This is a genomic window from Jiella endophytica, assembly GCF_004519335.1.
GTDB lineage: Bacteria > Pseudomonadota > Alphaproteobacteria > Rhizobiales > Rhizobiaceae > Jiella > Jiella endophytica.
This window is the reverse complement of record NZ_SOZD01000003.1, coordinates 148,261-167,051: the sequence shown is the minus strand read 5'-3', so window position 1 is coordinate 167,051 and position 18,791 is coordinate 148,261. Positions and strand designations below refer to the sequence as shown.

The window sequence follows — 18,791 nt, the reverse complement described above, 5'->3', positions numbered from 1 at the left end:
CGCCCACATTTTTCAAGGCGCGGGGCAGAGCCTCTCGTGCGGCGCTACGCGCCTCAAACTGTCGGCCGGCGCGTCATGCGGCGTGTCGGCAGGCCCGCCACGTGAGCGGGCCTGCCGGACGGGTCGGTTCCCCGATCAGATGTAGCCGTGATCGCGCAGATATTCGATCACCTGGTCGGCGAGATCCTCCGGCGCGGCCATGCCGCCGGCGAGCGTGATCTCGGCGCGCTCGGGCTGCTCGTAGGGGCTGTCGATGCCGGTGAAGTTCTTGATCCGGCCGGCCCGCGCCTTCTTGTAGAGGCCCTTCGGATCGCGCTTTTCGGCGACGTGCAGCGGCGTGTCGACGAACACCTCGACGAACTCGCCCGGCTCCAGGAGATCGCGCGCCATCTGCCGCTCGGAGCGGAAGGGCGAGATGAAGGAGCAGAGGACGATGACGCCGGCATCGACGAACAGCCGGGCGGTCTCGCCGACGCGGCGGATGTTCTCCACCCGGTCCGCCTCGGTGAAGCCGAGGTCGCGGTTGAGGCCGTGGCGGATGTTGTCGCCGTCGAGCAGATAGGTGTGCTTGCCGAGCGCGAAGAGGCGCTTCTCGACGAGGTTGGCGACGGTCGACTTGCCGGCGCCGGAAAGCCCGGTGAACCAGATCGCCGCCGGGCGCTGGCCCATCGCCTCGCCGCGCCGGTGCTTGTCGAGGTCCACCGCCTGCCAGTGGATGTTGGCGGCGCGCCGCAGCGCGAAGTCGATCATCCCGGCGCCGACGGTGAGGTTCGACAGCCGGTCGATGACGATGAAGCCGCCGGTGGCGGGGTTGTCGCCGTAAGGATCGAAGGCGATCGGCTCGCGGAAGGACAGGTTGACGACCGAGACCTCGTTCAGCGCCACCTTCTTGGCGGCCAGATGCTGGAACGAGTTGACGTCGACATTGTACTTGATCTCGGTGACCGAGCCCGACACCGTCTTCGAGCCGATCTTGAAGAGGTAGTTGCGACCGGGGACCAGCGCCTCGTCATGCATCCAGATGAGATGCGCCGAGAACTGGTCGGCCACCTCGGCGCGCTGGTTGGCGTCGCAGAGAAGGTCGCCGCGGGAGATGTCGATCTCGTCGGCGAGCGTCACGGTCACCGCCTCGCCGGCGATGGCGCGGTCGCGCTCGCCGTCATAGGTGACGATCGACTTGACGGTCGAGGACCGCCCCGAACCGGCGACGACGATCTCCTCGCCGACCGACACGGTGCCGGAGGCGATGGTGCCGGAATAGCCGCGGAAGTCCAGATTGGGCCGGTTGACCCACTGCACCGGCATGCGCAGCGGCCGGTCGATCTCGTCGCCGCGGATGTCGACGCTTTCCAGATGCTCGAGCAGCGTCGGGCCGTCGTACCAGGAAAGGTTCTCGCCGCGCTGGGTGACGTTGTCGCCGAACCTCGCCGACATCGGGATCGGCTGGATGTTGTCGAAGGCGAGTTCGTCGGCGAAGGAATTGTAGTCGGCGAGGATCTTCTCGAAGACGTCCTTGGAATAGCCGACGAGGTCGATCTTGTTGATCGCCAGGACGACGTTTTTGATGCCGAGCAGCGAGGCGATGTAGGAGTGGCGCCTCGTCTGGGTGAGGACGCCCTTGCGCGCGTCGATCAGGATGATCGCGAGGTCGGCGTTGGAGGCGCCGGTCGCCATGTTGCGGGTGTACTGCTCGTGGCCCGGCGTGTCGGCGACGATGAACTTGCGCTTTTCGGTGGCGAAGAAGCGATAGGCGACGTCGATGGTAATGCCCTGCTCGCGCTCGGCCTCCAGCCCGTCGACGAGCAGCGCGAAGTCGATGTCCTCGCCGACCGTGCCGTGCTTGGCACTGTCCTTCTGCAGCGTCGCCAGCTGGTCCTCGAAGAGCAGCTTGGTGTCGTAGAGCAGTCGGCCGATCAGCGTCGACTTGCCGTCGTCCACCGAGCCGCAGGTGAGGAAGCGCAACAGGTCCTTGCGCTCCTGGCGGGAGAGATATTCGGCGAAGGCCGCGGGATCGAAAGCGTCCATCAGAAATAACCCTCGCGCTTCTTCTTCTCCATCGACCCGGCCTCGTCGTGGTCGATCAGCCGGCCGGACCGTTCCGAGGTGCGGGCGATGAGCATTTCATGGACGATCTCGGGAAGCGTCGCCGCGGGCGACTCCATCGCCGCCGTCAGCGGGTAGCAGCCGAGGGTGCGGAAGCGGATCAGCCGCATCTCCGGCGTCTCGCCGGGGGCGAGCGGCAGCCGCTCGTCGTCGACCATGATCAGCATGCCGTCGCGTTCCACCACCGGGCGCTTGGCCGCGAAGTAGAGTGGCACGATCGGAATGGCTTCCTTTAGGATGTACTGCCAGATGTCGAGCTCGGTCCAGTTCGACAGCGGGAAGGCGCGGATCGATTCCCCCTTGCGGACCCGGGCGTTATAGACGTTCCACAGCTCCGGTCGCTGGTTCTTCGGGTCCCAGCCGTGGTTCTCGGTGCGGAAGGAGAAGATGCGCTCCTTGGCGCGGCTCTTCTCCTCGTCGCGCCGGGCGCCGCCGAAGGCCGCGTCGAAGCGGTACTTGGTCAGCGCCTCCTTCAGGGCGTCGGTCTTCATGATGTTGGTGTAGGCCGACGAGCCGTGGGTGAAGGGGGTGACGCCGTCGCGCACGCCCTCCTGGTTGGTATGGACGATGAGGTCCATCCGGGCGTCCTTGGCGGCCTGGTCGCGGAAGGCGATCATCTCGCGGAATTTCCAGGTCGTGTCGACATGGAGCAGCGGGAAGGGCGGCGGCGAAGGGTAGAACGCCTTCTTCGCCAGATGCAGCATGACCGAGGAGTCCTTGCCGATCGAATAGAGCATCACCGGATTGCGGAACTCGGCCGCCACCTCGCGCATGATGTGGATCGATTCCGCCTCGAGGCGCTGGAGATGGGTGAGTTCTCTTGTCTGCGTGGCTGGCGATGCCGACATCGGTCGATCAGTCCTTACGGTTCGGGAAAGAGGCGCCGCTCATTTCAGTTTCATCGCGTCCTGTTCGGGTCGCTTCAGGCGATCAGCCTGCATCCTGTGCCAATTTCGTGGCAAGGAGAGGGTCGGCGAAGGCGACGAAGTGCGGATTGGCGAAATCGACGTCGTTTTCCTGCTGGCGCTTGCCATAGGCGAGGGGCCGGCCGTCGAGGGTGGTGACGATGCCGCCGGCGGCTCGCAGCACCGCGTCGCCGGCCGCCGTGTCCCACTCCATCGTGCGGCCGAGCCGCGGATAGACGTTGGCCTCGCCCTCGGCGACGAGGCAGAATTTCAGGGACGAGCCGCGCGAGACGAAGCGCTCGACGGTGTAGCGCTTGAGCCATTCCTCGGTCGCCGCCGAGCCGTGCGAGCGGCTGCCGACGGCAACGAGGCTCTCCGGCGCATTGCGGCAGGCGATCGCCTGACGCTCGCCGATCTGGCCGTCCTTCACGGTGGCCTTGAAGGCGCCTTCCTCGGCGGAACCGGCCCACAGCGTGCCGATCGCCGGGGCGTAGACGACGCCTGCCACGGGGACGCCATTCTCGACCAGCGCGATGTTGACGGTGAAATCGCCGTTGCGATTGATGAATTCCTTGGTCCCGTCGAGCGGATCGACGAGGAACAGCCGCTTCGCCTCGGCCGGCACGTCGCCGGCGGAGACCGCTTCCTCCGCGACGATCACCACGTCCGGCGCGAGCCTCGCCAGAAGCGGCTTCATCACCGCCTCGCAATTGATGTCGGCCTCGGTTACCGGCGAGGAGTCCGCCTTGGTCTCGCTATCGAAGGCCGTCGCGTAGATCTTCAGGATCTCTTCGCCGCCCCGAAGGGCGATGGCGGTCAGCTCGGAGAGGGTCAAATCAGAATCACTCGTCTCTACGGTGGGGCGAAAGCTTCCTTATCGGAATTTCGCCTCGCGATGCCTCGGGCAGTCTTCCCGATGATGCGAAAGACTGCCGATGTTGCTCTGCAGCACGCATAGCAGATGATCATGGCCATGCAAGCCGCGAGGGTCCAGCGCTGCCGCCCCGTGCAGCGATCCCGGTTTCGACCCGAAAAAGGCGGTCGATCGACGTCATGAGAGCAGTGGAAACCCCACCGCACCCTGCGGCGCAGCCTTCGTTGCAACGGCAACAACTGTTGCAGAATGTCCACAGCGACGATCTAACGACGGGCGTTGCGGCAAATCGCTAGTTCTCGTCAATCCTTCTGGTTTAGCACTCTCGCCCACTGGTGGTCGGCTGGCGTGATTCACCTTCGATGCCGCAAAGCCCGGTTCTTCGGGGCTCGGCGCGGTGTCCGAAGGGCGCTCCACCGCCATCTCGGCAGCGCCGAAAGGCGCTCGATGCGGAGGCCGTTCGGGGGAGCGGCGTCTCTCGGGCGTTCGGGCGCGAAGTTGTATGCCTCGGGTCATTCGCACCCGCAGGGGGGATTTGGATGGGGTCGACGGCGACTGGACGGAACGAGACCTGCGGGACGGCGGCGGCTTGCGGCGCTGATCGGCGTGGGGAGCCGCAGCGCCGGCGGGTTGCCGGCGTCGCTCTGTCGGCGCTGATGGCCGGGCTCCTGTCCGGCTGCGCCGCTTTGCCGGCCGCCGGCCCGACGGCCGGCGCCTTCGTCGGCAATGTCGACGAGACTGCCGTCCAGTGGCGCGACGGCTATCTCCTCGTCCCGGTCGATCCGACCGTGCTCGCCTATCAGCAGGAAGAGCCGCGGCCGACCTTCCGCGCCATCGCCAGCCGCTCGCTGCCTTCCGACACCGGCATCGGCGTTGGCGACGTGGTCGACGTGACGCTGTTCGAGGCCGGCGTCGGCGGTCTGTTCTCTTCGCTCAATGCCGGCGGCCAGGGCTCCTCCTCGGTGCATCTGCCGGCCCAGCAGGTGGCCCGCGACGGCTCGATCACCATTCCCTATGCCGGCCGGGTGCAGGTCGCCGGATCGACCGCCTCGACGGTGGAAAAGCGCATCGTCGCCGCCTTGAGGGACCGCGCCATCGAGCCGCAGGCGGTGGTTTCCGTGGCGCAGGGCAATTCCACCGCGGTGACGGTGACCGGCGACGCGGTGACCGGCGCCTCGGTGCCGATCCCGACCTCCGGGCTGAAGCTGCTCGACCTGATCGCCAGGGTCGGCGGCCCGAAGACGCCGATCTACGAGACCGCGGTGTCGCTGACCCGCTCGGGCAGGACGGTGCAGATGCCGTTCTCCGAACTCGTCAACAACCCGGAAGAGGACGTCTATGTCCGCCCCGGCGACGTCGTGCTTCTGACCCGCCAGCCGCGCACCTATGTGGCGCTGGGGGCGACCGGCAAGAGCGACCAGCTGCCGCTGCAGGGCTACGAGATGAGCCTTGCCGAGGCGCTGGCGCAGGTCGGCGGCCTCAACCCGACCCTTGCCAATCCGATGGGCGTCTTCGTGCTTCGCCGCGAGCCGGGGCCGGAGATGCTGGCGCGCTACGAGGGCGCCGCCTTCGAGCGGACCGCGCCGGGCGAGCCGGGCGCGACGCGGCTGTCCGGCGACGTGCCGGTGATCTACCGCTTCAATCTGCGCGAGCCGTCCGGGCTGATCTACGCCCAGGACTTCCGCATCCATTCCGGCGACATGATCTATGTCGCCACCGCGCCATACGTCCCGGTGAAGCAGGCGGTGGACGCACTCAGTGGCGTCGTCACCCCGACGCTGAGCGCGGTCAGCACCGTCAGCATCCTGTCGGATCGCCTGGCCAAGTAGCCGGCCGCACGCGAAACGCCATGCGGCGCAGGCATGCGCGCCGCCGCATGTCGTCACGCGGCTTCGGCACGTCCGATTAGATGATTTCGGAATGAAACGGCGACTGGATCGCCGCGAGCGGGGCGTCAGCTGCGGGCGGGAACGATCGTCACCAGCGCGTCGCGCGGATAGACGCTCTCGTAGAGCACGCCGTCGCCGGGCATGAAGCGCATCACCGTGCGACCCTTGGCATCGGCCATCTCCAGCGTGCCGTCGCCGGTCGCCCGCCACTGCGACACCTTGGAAAGCTCCGGCGAGGCGGCGCAGTCGGTGCCGAGCGGTACCGGCTCGAAGCCGCCCGGTGCCGGCTGGCTGCCCGCCACCTTGCAGCTCGCGCCGGAGCGAAGATCGATCAGCCGGACGGCGGCGGGCGTTGCGCCCGTCTCCCGGATCGAGCCGGTGGTGGTGCGATCGAGGGAGACGACGTTCGTCCCGGCAAAGCTGTTGCCGAGATCGCGGCCGGGTTCGGGGGCCGCCTGGAGCTTGGCGATGACGAGGAGGGCGGCGGCGGCGGTGCCGAGGACGGTGGCCGTGAAGTTCATCGGGCGCAGATCCGTTAAAATTGACTGAAGCCGATTATCGTCCCGGAAAGCTTAAGCGAACGTTGACGGCGGCGCCAGATGGTCAGATTTCATTATGAATTCGCGCAAGCTTCAGCGGCACCGTCCGTCTGCCATGGGACGTCCGGGGTGAACGCAAAGCCCTCGCGCCGATAACGACCGCTCAGCGCGGCAGCGGCGCCCCGCAGGACTGGCGGACCCGCAATTGCGGCTCGATCAGCGTCGTGCGCTCCGCCGCCTCGACGCCCTGCAGCCGCTGCAGAAGCGCGCTCGCCGAGCGCTCGCCGACCTCGCTCTGGCCGTTCGACACCGTGGTCAGCGGCGGCATGGCGATCTCGGCCTCCTCGATGTCGTCATAGCCGACGACGGCGACGTCGATGCCCGGCCTGACGCCGCCGCGGGCAAGGCCGTACATCACCCCGAGGGCCACAAGGTCGGAAAAGCAGACGATCGCCGTCGGCCGTTCGGGCAGCGCCAGAAATTCGCTCGCCGAGGCGAAGCCGGAATGGCGGTCGCGCGGGCCCTCGATCCGCCATTCCGGCCGGAACGCGATGCCGCCGCGCTCGAGCCCGGCGCGATAGCCGGCTTCGCGCTCGCGGCCCGTCGAGGTGGCGCGGGTGCCGCCGATCATGGCGATCGAGCGGTGGCCGAGCGACACCAGATGATCGACCGCGAGGCCCATGCCATAGGCGTCGTCGCCGCGAAAACCCTCGACGCCGGCCCCCTCGATCGTTCGTGCGATCAGGATCACCGGCAGGCCGTTTTCCTCGGCGAGGCGGATGTCGGCGGCCGGCGTGCCGAGGGCGGGCGAGAGGATGGCGCCGTCGGCGCCGAGCTGCAGCAGCGTGTCGGTGAAGGAGCGCTGCTTCGACAGGTCGTCGTGATGGTTGCACAGGATGAAGGTCTGGCGGTGCCGGTCGAGCTCGCTCTCGATCGACTTGAGGATCTCGCCGTAGAACGGGTTCATCACGTCGTGGACGCAGACGCCGACGATGCCGGAGCGCGAGGTTCGAAGCGAGGCGGCGCGGCGGTTGTAGATGTAGCCGAGTTCGCGGGCCGCCTCCTTGATCCGCTCGCGGGTGACGTCGGCGACCAGCGGGCTGTCCCTCAGCGCCAGCGACACGGTCGCGGTCGAAAGGCCGAGCGCCTCTCCGATGGTCGACAATTTCACCCTCTGCGCCACGAATGCCTGCGATGCCTCCGCCATGACCGGTCCGGTGATCTATGGCAAAAGCTTGCGGGTGCGGAAAGCCCCGGCAGCGCCGTCGCCCGGCGAAGCCCGCCGGCTGCGCGCTTGCGGCAACGAAAAACCGCCCCGGCGAAGCGGGGCGGTTTTGTCGGCGGCCTGACTGCCGTCCGGCGGGGAGGGGCGCCGGAAGGCTTGAGGAAAGGGCGCTCAGTGGCAGGAGCGGACGCGCTTCCAGACCCACAGCTTGTTGCCGCACTCGTCGTAGCCGGCGAAGACCTTGCGCTTCTCGATGTGGCAGACCTTCTCGTAGCGGACGCTGTCATAGCCGTAATGCGGCTTGTGCCAGCTCTTGGCGCTGGCCGGCGCGGCGAGGGCGGCAGCGGCGGTGACGATGGTGGCGGCGGCGATGATGGTGTTGCGGATCATGGGTCTCTCTCTCTTCGGGTTCTGAGGGGTGCTGGTCCGTTCGACCGATGCCGGGGGAGTGAAACCGCCAGAGCGATTTGCGTGACGGCCGATCGAAAAAAAGTTCTCCGGGACCGGAAGAGGCGAGGCTTCTGCCCCGCAAGACGCGCGGCGCCGGGCGTTGGAAAATCCTCTTGGCCGGCTGCGCGAAAGCCTCCGCCTGATACAGGAGCGCGGCTTCCCGGCCGGGCATGTCCCGCAGCGGAGGCCCGAAGACGGGACGTCACGGGTGAACGACCGCATCGGCTTGCCGCCCGGCCGCAGCCCGCGAGACTGGCACGCCCGAAACGGAGAAAACCGCCCCGGGGAGGACGGGGCGGTTTTCCTGAAACTGTCCGGAGGGGGAGCCAGGGGCGTGGCGGCCGGACAGCGGGGGAGGGTTCGGGCGTGTTCGGGCCGGATCGGCCCGGGACGGCGGCTCAGTGGCAGGAGCGGACGCGCTTCCAGACCCAGAGCTTGTTGCCGCACTCGTCGTAGCCGGCGAAGACCTTGCGCTTCTCGATGTGGCAGACCTTTTCGTAGCGGACGGTGTCGTAGTCGTAGCCGTAGGACTTGTAGCCATGGGCGCTGGCCGGAGCGGCGAGGGCGGCGGCGGCGGTGACGACGGTGGCGGCGGCGATGATGGCGTTGCGGATCATGACGGGTCTCTCCTCGGGTTGAATGGCAGGTCTTTCCGACCGATGCCGGGAGAGTGAAACCGCCAGAGCGATTTCCGCCCGGCGGCTGGCGGAAATCGTCGGGCGCGGGGGATTGGAGGGCCAGGCGCAGCCTTTGCGGACATGCCTCTCCGATCACCGAATCTTTTGTCCGACCCGACTAGCCGGGGCTTCTCCTTCGTCGTAAGGGTGCCCATGGGGCAAGGCAGATACGGGGGTCGATCCATGGGCAGGTTCGGCAGGTTTGGTCTGAAGGCTCTGGCGATTTTCTGCGCGCTCGCCGTCTCCTCCTCGGCGGCGATGGCGCAGGCGAGCGGCGAGACCAGCGTCGTCATCACCCGCAATGCCGACTATTTCGGCCGCGACTACGACATCCTCAAAGACGTCGACCTCGATGCCTGCACCGCCGCCTGCAAGGGCGACGATCGCTGCAAGGCTTTCACCCTCAACGAGCGCACCCGCTGGTGCTTCCTGAAGGACGGCGTCGGCGAACTGCGCAGGGTGGCGGGCGCCGTTTCCGGCGAGATCGTCGCGCCGCCGCCGGTCGACGAGGCGAGCCTCATCGAACGGGCGAAGGAGCTCGATTTCCTGCCCGCATCGAGCGTCGAGGCGGCGGGTCGCCTCCGCCTGAAGCTGGCCGGCGCCGAGCGCGACAAGGACCTCGCTTCGACGAGCCTCGAGGCGCTCGCCGGCCAGGCCGCATCGGCGCTGACCTTTCCAGACGCGATCCGCCTCTGGCAGGAGGTGCTGAAGCGCCAGCCGCTCGATCAGGCCGCCTGGCAGGGGCTCGCCGATGCGGCGCTGGCCTTCCAGCCGAGCGAATATTCCGAGCAGCGCGAGAATGCCCGCCTGCGCAAGGACGCCGCCATCGGCGCTTTTCTCACCGCCGCCAGCGATGCGGAAAAGGCCAGGGCGCTGGCGGCGATTGCCGGCAGCTACGAGGCCGAGGAGAACTGGAAGCTGGCGATCCGCGCCTATCGGCGCAGCATCGCCGCCAAGGACGATCCCGAAGTCGCGACGCGGCTGGAGACCGCCGTCGCCACCCACGGCTTCCGCATCACCGGCAACACCGTCGACAACAACGCCGCCAATCCGCGCATCTGCCTGACCTTTTCCGACCAGCTGTCGCGCGCGCTCACCACCTCCGACAATCCCGGCGACTATGTCAGCGTCGAGGGCGGCGACACTTTGCCGGTTTCGGCGGAGGGCTCGCAGATCTGCATCGACGGCGTGAAGCACGGCGAGCGCTACCGTATCGTCGCGCGCGCCGGCATCGCCGCCATCGACGGCGAGAAGCTGGCGAAACAGGCCGACGTCTCCGTCTATGTCCGCGACCGCGATCCGTCGGTGCGCTTTGCCACCAACGCCTATGTGCTTCCCGCCGGCGGCAACGCCACGGTGCCGGTCGTCACCGTCAATGCCGATACGGTCGAGGCGAAGGTTCAGCGGATCGGCGAGCGCGGCCTTGCCGGCGCGCTGTCCGAGGGTGGCTTCCTGAAGTCGCTGTCCCAGTGGCAGGTCGACCAGATCACCGGCGAGACGGGCGAGGACGTCTGGACCGGCACGGTTTCGGTCCAGCGGGAGGTCAATGCCGAAGTGACGACGGCGATCCCCGTCGCCGAGATGGTGCCCGACATGCAGCCGGGGGTCTACGTCCTCTCGGCCAAGGCGAAGAACGGCCCGCAATATCAGGACCAGCTGGCGACCCAGTGGTTCGTCGTCTCCGATATCGGCCTCACCACCTTCTCGGCCGCCGACGGCTTTCACGTGGTCACCCGCTCGCTCGGCAGCGCCGAGCCGTTGTCCGGCGTCTCGGTCGATCTCGTCGCCGCCAACAACCAGGTCCTCGGCCAGGGCTCGAGCGACGCGGCCGGCCATCTGAGACTTTCCGCCGGGCTGATGCGCGGCACCGGCGGCGACCGCCCGGCGCTGATCGTCGCCCGCAAGGGCAGCGACTTCGTCTTCCTCAATGTCGGGGATTCGCCCTTCGACCTCACCGATCGCGGCGTCGGCGGCCGTGCACCGGCCGGGCCGATCGACGTCTATCTGACCGCCGATCGCGGCATCTACCGGGCCGGCGACACGGTGCATTTCAACGCGCTCGCCCGCGATGGCGCGGGCGCTGCCATGCCCGGCCTGTCGCTGACCGAGATCGTCAAGCGGCCGGACGGCGTCGAATATCAGCGCCAGTCGGTGTCGGACTTTGCCGCCGGCGGCTATGCCTTTCAGCTGGATGTGCCCGAGGGCGCGATGCGCGGCGTCTGGAAGGTGGCGCTCCACACCGATCCGAAGCAGCCGGCGCTCGCCGAGACCAGCGTGCTGGTCGCAGACTTCGAGCCGCAGAAGATCGATTTCGACATCGCGACGGACGCCGAAAGCCTCGATCCCGCGTCGCCGCCCAGCGTTTCCGTCGATGCCCGCTATCTCTTCGGCGCGCCGGCCGGCGATCTCGAGGTGAATGGCGAGGCAGTCCTCAGCACCTCGGCTGCCATCGCGGCCTGGCCGGGCTATTCCTTCGGCCTTTCGAGCGACGAGGTGACCGATACCCGCCAGTCCTTCGACGCGGTGCGCACCGACGAGGACGGCAAGGCGGAACTGACCATGGCGGCCTTCGAGCCGCCGGCGACCACGAGGCCGCTTTCGGCCGAACTGCAGCTCCGGGTGATCGACGCCGCCGGCAGCCCGGTCGAGCGGACGAAGGCGTTGCCGGTGGCGGCGACGAGCCCGCGTATCGGGATCAAGCCCGGCTTCGACGGCTCGGTGCCAGAAGGGTCTGAGGCAAGCTTCGACATCCTCGCCGTCGGCCCGTCGGGCGAGGCGATCGCAGCGGCCGGCCTGAAATGGGAGCTGAAGAAGGTCCGCGTCGATTTCCAGTGGTATTCGAGTTCCGGCTCCTGGAACTACGAGCCGGTGAAGACCTCGACCCGGGTCGCCAGCGGCACGCTCGAGGTCTCGGCGGACAAGCCCGCGAGCCTGTCGATGCCGGTCGAATGGGGCGAATACGAACTCTCCGTCGTCGATCCGGCCGGCGCTGCCGTGCCCGCCAGCGTCTCCTTCGACGCCGGCTGGTATGTCTCGGCGGCCTCGCTGGAGACGCCGGATGTCGCCCAGGTCTCCCTCGACAAGCCTTCCTACAAGGTCGGCGACACGGCGAAGGTGCGGATCGAGCCGCGCTTTGCCGGCAAGGCCGAGATCTTCGTCATGGACGAGCGGATCATCGACCGCACCACCGCCGAGATCCCTGCCGACGGCGGCAGCGTCGATCTGAAGGTCACCCGCGACTGGGGGCCCGGCGCCTATGTCGCGGCCGTCGTCTACCGGCCGATGGACCTTGGCGCCAAGCGCATGCCCGGCCGGGCGATCGGCATCGCCCATGTCAGCGTCGAGCCCGGCGATCGCGCGCTGGAGGTCTCCATCGATGCGCCGGAAAAGATCGAGCCGCGCCGGACCCAGGAGATCGGCCTTGCCATCGGCGGCGTTGCTGCGGGCGAGACCGCCTATGTGACGCTCGCCGCCGTCGATGTCGGCATTCTCAACGTCACCGGCTTCAAGCCGCCTTCGCCGAAAGGCTACTATTTCGGCCAGCGGCGGCTCGGCGTCGAGATCCGCGACCTTTATTCCCGGCTGATCGACCGCATGGCCGGCGCTCCCGGCACGGTGCGTTCGGGCGGCGATGCCGGGGCGAGCTTCGACAGCCCGCCGCCGATGGATCAGCTCGTCTCGCTCTATTCCGGCCCCGTCGCGGTCGGCGCGGACGGCAAGGCGACCGTCGCGCTGGATATCCCGGACTTCAACGGCACGCTGAAACTCATGGCCATCGCCTGGTCGAAATCGGCGGTCGGCGAGGCGGACCGCGAGATGATCGTGCGCGACCCGATCGTCATCGCCGTCTCGCGGCCGGCCTTCCTTTCGCCGGGCGACACCTCGCGCCTCGCCGTCGACGTCACCCATGTCGAGGGCCCTGCCGGCGAGGCGACGCTGTCGCTCAAGGGGGGCGGCACCATCGTCTCGCTCGGGAGTGATGCCGAGACGAAGCTGACCCTTGCCAAAAACGGCCGCGAGCGGGTGCTGATCCCGGTCACCGGCGAGGCGGTGGGCGATGCGACCATCGAGGTGGCGCTCGCGGCGCCTTCCGGCGAAACGCTGAGGAAGACCGTCGTCCTGCCGGTGCGCTCCAACGCGCCGAAGGATGTCGCCAAGACGCGGCTCACCATCGCCGCCAATGGCGGCAAGCTCGGCCTCGATCCGCAGCTTTTCGCCGGCTATGTCGAGGGGACGGCGTCCGCGACCGTCTCGATTACCGGCGCGGCGGAGTTCGATGTCGCCGGCGTGGTGCGCGCCCTCGACCGCTATCCCTATGGCTGCACCGAGCAGCTGACGAGCCGGGCGATGCCGCTGGTCTATCTCGACCAGACCATCCTCTCGGCCGGGCTCGGCGGTGGCGAGGACGTGAAGAAGCGGGTGAACGAGGCGATTTCCGGCGTCCTCGCCAACCAGGCCTCCAACGGCTCCTTTGGCCTCTGGCAGCCGGACTACGGCGATCTCTGGCTCGACGCCTATGTCACCGACTTCCTCACCCGGGCGCGCGAGGCCGGCTACGAGGTGCCGGACGAGGGCTTCACGCTGGCCGTCGACAATCTCAGGAACAGTCTTGCCTATCTGCCGGAGAAGCCGGACTGGCGGCCGGTCGCCTATGCCTATTACGTCCTTGCCCGCAACGGCCGGGCCGCGATCGGCGACCTGCGCTATTATGTCGACAACGAACTCGCCAGCCTGCCGACCGCGCTGTCCAAGGCGCAGATGGCGGCCGCGCTGGCGCTCTATGGCGACCGCTCGCGGGCCGAGACGGTGTTCCGCGCGGCGATCGACGCGTCGATGGAGCCGCAGTCGAATGCCGGGCGCTCCGACTACGGCACGGCGCTGCGCGACGACGCGGCGGTGCTGACCCTCGGTCTCGAGACGGCGGTCGACGGGGTCTCCTTCGAGGGGCTGGTCGAGAAGGTCAATGCCGCCCGCCAGAACCAGCGCTACACCTCCACCCAGGAAGACGCCTGGTCGCTGCTCGCCGCCCATGCGCTGCTCGGCCGCAATCCGCCGAAGCTGACCGTCGCCGGCAAAAACATCGACGGTCCCTATTCGGCCTCGCTCGACGAGGCCGACCTTGCGGCCGGCATCGACATCGCCAACCGCGCGGCGGCGCCCGTCGGGGCGGAGGTGACGATCCGCGGCGTTCCCGAGGTTGCGCCGCCGGCTTCCAGCGAAGGCTATGCCGTCGCGCGCAGCTACTACACGCTGGAGGGCAAGCCGGCCGACCCGGCGAAGATCGGCCAGGGCGATCGGCTGGTGGTGGTCGACGAGGTGACGCCGGTCGATCGCGGCCCGGCCCGGCTGATGCTGGACGATCCGCTGCCGGCGGGCTTTGCGATCGACAATCCGGCGATCCTTCGCTCCGGCGACGTCGCGGCGCTCGACTGGCTGTCGCTGACCGGCCAGGCGGCGCATACGGAGTTCCGCTCCGACCGTTTCCTCGCCGCCTTCGACCAGGGCCTCAACGACGCCTCGACCCGGCGCTTTGCCTATATCGTCCGGGCCGTCGCGCCGGGGGACTTCGCCCATCCGGCGGCGAGCGTCGAGAACATGTACGATCCGTCCCGCCGCGGCCGCACCGACGCCGGCCGCGTCACGGTGATCGGTCCGCTGCAGTGAGGCAGGGCAGCCCTGCGGCGGGCGCTGCGAGCGCGACGCTGGCGGCCGTTGCCGCAGTTGGCAAAAGCCCCCTCATCCTGAGGTGTGAGCCGAGCGCAGCAGACGCGTCCACGGTCGCCGCGTCGGTGAACGGAAGCCCCCTCATCCTGAGGTGTGAGCCGAGCGCAGCGACGGCGAGCCTCGAAGGGCGAGGGGCTTCTGCGGCACACCCCCCTCTGCCCTGCCGGGCATCTCCCCCTCAAGGGGGGAGATCGGGCCTTCATCGAGCTCACCGCCCGACTACGCTCTCGAAAACCAAGGCGCTCTTCATGACAACGAAGGCGCTGACAACCAATCCGCCCGTCATCGAAACCGGCTCCCACCGATCTCCCCCCTTGAGGGGGAGATGCCCGGCAGGGCAGAGGGGGGTGCACGGCGCCACCACGACCCCCACGTCAACACTGATACCGGTTCCGCCCGTCATCGAAACCAGCTCCCGCCGATCTCCCCCCTTAAGGGGGAGATGTCGGCGAAGCCGACAGAGGGGGGTACACCGCGGATCCCTCTGCCCCGCGTCAACACTGATACGGGTTCCGAGGCAGGGTCTGATCGACGGGGCGAACCACGTCGCTCGCCGCGGCCCGACTGGCCACGGCGCCGCAAACCATCCACACCAAAGGCCGACCGACCCACCTGCGAGGCCCGCCTGACATGTCGCCCCGCCGCCGGCTTGCCCAGACGAGCCTGACCGCCCTCCTCATCCTGCTGATTGCCGGCCTCTGGTCCTATTCGGCCTTCGAGGCGGCGGTCGCGCGCCGAATCGCCGCGCTGACGGAGCCCGAGACGGGCGTCGAGGTGGTCGACCGCGACGGCCGCATCCTCAGGGCCTTTCCGGTCGCCGACGGCCGCTGGCGCCTCGCGGCCTCCGGCGGCGACGTCGACCCGCGCTTCCTGACGATGCTGCTCGCCTGGGAGGACAAGCGCTTCCTCGATCACGGCGGCATCGATGCGCGGGCGCTGCTGCGCGCCGCCTGGCAGTCGGCCAGCCACGGCCGCATCGTCTCCGGCGGCTCCACCCTGACGATGCAGGTCGCCCGCATGCTCGGCAACCTGCCGACCGGCTCGTTTGCGGCGAAGGCCGAGCAGATGCTGACGGCGGTCGCGCTGGAGCGCCGCTACGACAAGGCGGAGATCCTGTCGCTCTATCTGCGGCTCGCGCCCTATGGCGGCAATGTCGAAGGGGTGCGGGCGGCCTCGCTCAGCCTGTTCGGCAAGGAGCCGCGCCGCCTCACCGCCGCCGAGGCGGCGCTCCTGGTGGCGCTGCCGCAATCGCCGGAGCGCTATCGGCCGGACCGCTTTCCCGCCCGGGCCGAGGCGGCGCGGGGGCGGGTGCTCGCCCGCATGGCCGAACTCGGCGTTCTCGACGCCCGGGAGATGCGCCGGGCGCTGCGCGAGCCGATGCCGCAGGCGCGCCGGCAGATGCCGCTCCTCGCGGCGCATCTCTCCGAGCGCCTGCATGCCGCCCATCCCACCGAGAGCCCGGTCAACCTGACCCTCGACGGCCGCCTGCAGGAGCGGCTCGAGGCCTATGCGCGGGAGAAGGCCGAAACGCTGAAGAGCCCCTTGTCGCTCGCCATCGTCGTTGCCGACTATTCCAGCGGCGAAATCCTCGCCGAAATCGGCTCGCCGGACTTCTTCGACCGCTCCCGCCAGGGCTTCGTCGACCTGACCCAGGCCGAGCGCTCGCCGGGCTCGACCCTGAAGCCGCTGATCTACGGCCTCGCCTTCGAGCGCGGCGTCGCCCATCCCGAAAGCCTCGTCGACGATTCCCCTGGCGGCTTTGCCGGCTACACGCCGCAGAATTTCGACCACGAGTTCGAGGGCGTCATCACCGCGCGAAGGGCGCTGCAGCTGTCGCGCAACCTGCCGGCGGTCGAGCTCCTGTCCGAAGTCGGGCCGAGCCGCCTCGTCCAGCGGATCCGCCGTGCCGGGGCGGCGCCGGAGCTCGGCGACCGGTCGCTGCCGGGGCTTGCCATCGGTCTCGGCGGCCTCGGCCTGACGCTGGAGGATCTGGTGCGGCTCTATGCGGCGATCGCCAATGGCGGCGTCTCGATGCCGTTGCACGTCGAGGCCGCCGCCGAGCCGCAGCCGCGCCGCCGCGTCCTGTCCGAACAGGCGGCCTGGTACGTCACCTCGATCCTCGCCGGCGCGACCTCGACCACCAAGGGCTCGCCGGGCGAGATCGCCCACAAGACCGGTACCTCCTACGGCTATCGCGACGCCTGGACGATCGGCTATGACGGCCGGCATGTCGTCGGCGTCTGGCTCGGCCGGCCGGATGGCGCACCGGTGCTCGGCCTCGTCGGCCAGGAGTCCGCCGTGCCGGTGATGCACGACGTCTTCGCGCGGATCGGGCCGGTCTCCCGCCTGCCGGGGCCGCCGCCGGGCATCCTCGCCTCGGCCGGGGCCGGCCTGCCGCCGCCGCTGAAGCGGGTCGGCCGGGCGGCCGAGCGCCGCGAGGCCGGGCTGAAGCCGGAGATCGTCTATCCCCCCGACAAAAGCCGCATCGAGCTCGCCGGCCTCGACGGACCGCTGGGAGCGGGCGCGCCGGACGCCATGGCGCCGCTCTATCTGAAGGTCCGGAACGGCCGGCCGCCCTTCACCTGGTATGTCGACGGCTTGCCCGTCGATCGCGGCCAGCTCTTGCGCCAGTCGAGCTTCCGGCCGAAGGAGCCCGGCTTCCTGGCGATCTCGGTTGTCGACGCGGCCGGTGCGGCGGCGAGCGCCGAGGTTTTCGTCAAATAGCCGGCGTTCCTCCACCGCTTTCCTTGCGCCCTGGCCGGCAGGCACTTGAGCGGCGGCAAAGGCCGGGCTAGACCCTCTCGCAACGCAAACCCATCGTTCTTCCACACAGTCGAGCGATCAGCGCGGCCGCTCCCCTCGATCCACAAGGGCCGGGCGCCCGCTTCACACGGGCCCCGACCGACCCGATGCAGAATTCGCAACGTCGCGCCAACCGTGCGATCTTCCTCGCCGTCGCCGCCGGCTTCCTGATGCTGGGCGTCGCGGCCGTCGCGGTGGTCTGGGCGTATCAGCGCTCGCAGGACTACGGCCAACTGGTCTCCCACACGATCGAGGTGGAAGCGGCGGTCGCCGATCTCAATCGCCTCAACGAGCGGATCGAGGCGGCGCGGCGCGGCTTCCTCCTGGAAGACGATCCCCGCTTCCTCGAAACCTTCGAGAAGACTGCGGCGCAGATCCCGGTGCAGATCGAGCGGATTTCCGAACTCACCTCGGACAATCCCGATCAGGTCGCCCGGCTGTCCCGCTTCCGCACCCTGACGGACCGCTATCTTGGGCTGCTCAGGGAATCGGTCGCCGACAAGCAGGCCGGCGGCACCGGCGTCAAGGCGCAGAGCCTCCTCGACGAGGAGGACATCACGGTCGTCCAGCAGCTGCGCGACCTCTCCGACGAGATGAGCATCGCCGAGCGGCGCCTTCTGATCGCGCGGGAGGCGGCTGAGCACCGCAGCGTCTATGTCTCGACGATCGTCGCCGGCGTCGCCGGCTGCCTCTTCGTGCTCGTCGCCGTCGGCACCATCTGGGCGACGCGGCGGACCCTGCGGGCGCTGACCACCACCGGCATCCAGCTGCAGGGCCTCAATGAGGATCTGGAATCCGCCGTCGCCGAGCGCACTGCCGAGCTGCAGCGGGCGAATGCCGAGATCCAGCGCTTCGCCTATATCGTTTCTCACGACCTCCGGTCGCCGCTGGTCAATGTCATGGGCTTCACCGCCGAGCTCGACGCCGCGATCAAGCCGCTCGGCGAGCTGATTGACAGGGTCGAGGAAGCCGCGCCCGATCTCGTCGAGGAAGAGACGAAGTTCGCCGTGCGCGAGGACCTGCCGGAGGCGATCGGCTTCATCCGCACCTCGACCGAAAAGATGGATCGGCTGATCAACGCTATCCTCAGGCTGTCGCGCGAGGGCCGGCGCGTGCTGGCCCTCGAGGCGGTCGACATGAACGCTCTTGCCGTCTCGGTCGTCGACAGTCTGCAGCATCGGATCGACGAACTCGGGGTGACCGTCGAGACCGAACCGGTTCCGACCGTCGTCACCGACCGGCTCGCCGTCGAGCAGATCGTCTCCAATCTCGTCGAGAACGCGCTCAAATATCTGAAACCCGACCGCCCGGGCCGCATCACGATCCGTGGCCGCAAGACCGGCGGACGTGTTATCGTCGAAATCGAGGACAATGGTCGCGGCATCGATCCGAAGGACCATGAACGCATTTTCGACCTGTTCCGCCGCTCCGGCGCGCAGGATCAGCCCGGGGAGGGCATCGGACTTGCCCATGTGCGGGCTCTGGCATACCGATTGGGAGGAACGATCAGCTGCGAGTCTTCCCTCGACCAGGGGGCGACCTTCAGCCTCTCTCTGCCGATGGCACTCGCACCGCAACAGGGGGCTCAGACGTGAGCGCACAC

11 protein-coding genes are annotated in these 18,791 nt (G+C 68.6%); 4 read left to right on the top strand and 7 right to left on the bottom strand.

The genetic code is table 11. The features are described from left to right. Nucleotides 1-135 precede the first annotated feature (135 nt). The 3 genes from cysN to cysQ all read right to left on the bottom strand — a co-directional run bounded on the left by cysN (nt 136) and on the right by cysQ (nt 3,843). A complete protein-coding gene (gene cysN, locus E3C22_RS10685; protein WP_134762015.1) occupies nt 136-2,025 on the bottom strand; it encodes a sulfate adenylyltransferase subunit CysN in 1,890 nt (629 codons plus the stop codon). Next, on the bottom strand, nt 2,025-2,951 hold the full coding sequence (cysD, locus tag E3C22_RS10680) for a sulfate adenylyltransferase subunit CysD (protein WP_134762014.1): 927 nt from the start codon (nt 2,949-2,951) through the stop codon (nt 2,025-2,027). Before cysD ends, cysN begins: the two co-directional genes overlap by 1 nt. An 82-nt stretch (nt 2,952-3,033) precedes the next feature. After that, nucleotides 3,034-3,843 carry a 3'(2'),5'-bisphosphate nucleotidase CysQ gene (gene cysQ / locus E3C22_RS10675; protein WP_134762013.1) on the bottom strand — a complete coding sequence of 270 codons (810 nt, stop codon included), beginning with the start codon at nt 3,841-3,843 and terminating at the stop codon, nt 3,034-3,036. Nucleotides 3,844-4,421: 578 nt separating this feature from the next. Here cysQ and E3C22_RS10670 point away from each other — a divergent pair. Next, the gene (locus E3C22_RS10670; protein ID WP_167591732.1) at nt 4,422-5,711 is read left to right on the top strand and encodes a polysaccharide biosynthesis/export family protein; all 1,290 of its coding nucleotides are present in this window, start codon (nt 4,422-4,424) and stop codon (nt 5,709-5,711) included. Between the two features lie 125 nt (nt 5,712-5,836). Here E3C22_RS10670 and E3C22_RS10665 read toward each other — a convergent pair whose 3' ends face one another. The 4 genes from E3C22_RS10665 to E3C22_RS24475 form a co-directional block, all read right to left on the bottom strand. Continuing rightward, nucleotides 5,837-6,292, bottom strand: coding sequence for a hypothetical protein (locus tag E3C22_RS10665; RefSeq protein WP_134762011.1), 456 nt, complete (start codon nt 6,290-6,292; stop codon nt 5,837-5,839). Nucleotides 6,293-6,473: 181 nt separating this feature from the next. Then, on the bottom strand, nt 6,474-7,493 hold the full coding sequence (locus E3C22_RS10660; protein WP_134762462.1) for a LacI family DNA-binding transcriptional regulator: 1,020 nt from the start codon (nt 7,491-7,493) through the stop codon (nt 6,474-6,476). A gap of 213 nt (nt 7,494-7,706) precedes the next feature. Next, nucleotides 7,707-7,925 carry a hypothetical protein gene (locus E3C22_RS10655; RefSeq protein ID WP_134762010.1) on the bottom strand — a complete coding sequence of 73 codons (219 nt, stop codon included), beginning with the start codon at nt 7,923-7,925 and terminating at the stop codon, nt 7,707-7,709. A 458-nt stretch (nt 7,926-8,383) separates the two neighbouring features. Continuing rightward, a complete protein-coding gene (locus tag E3C22_RS24475) occupies nt 8,384-8,602 on the bottom strand; it encodes a hypothetical protein (RefSeq protein WP_167591731.1) in 219 nt (72 codons plus the stop codon). 243 nt (nt 8,603-8,845) lie between these two features. Here E3C22_RS24475 and E3C22_RS10645 point away from each other — a divergent pair, with 243 nt between their 5' ends. From E3C22_RS10645 to E3C22_RS10630, 3 genes are all read left to right on the top strand, one after another. Continuing rightward, complete coding sequence (locus E3C22_RS10645) at nt 8,846-14,326, top strand: alpha-2-macroglobulin family protein (RefSeq protein ID WP_245514918.1); 5,481 nt, start codon at nt 8,846-8,848, stop codon at nt 14,324-14,326. A 690-nt stretch (nt 14,327-15,016) separates the two neighbouring features. Then, nucleotides 15,017-17,110: a penicillin-binding protein 1C gene (pbpC, locus tag E3C22_RS10635; protein WP_134762007.1), complete on the top strand. Its 2,094-nt coding sequence runs from the start codon at nt 15,017-15,019 to the stop codon at nt 17,108-17,110. Between the two features lie 185 nt (nt 17,111-17,295). Next, nucleotides 17,296-18,783 carry a sensor histidine kinase gene (locus tag E3C22_RS10630; RefSeq protein ID WP_134762006.1) on the top strand — a complete coding sequence of 496 codons (1,488 nt, stop codon included), beginning with the start codon at nt 17,296-17,298 and terminating at the stop codon, nt 18,781-18,783. Nucleotides 18,784-18,791: the final 8 nt, after the last annotated feature.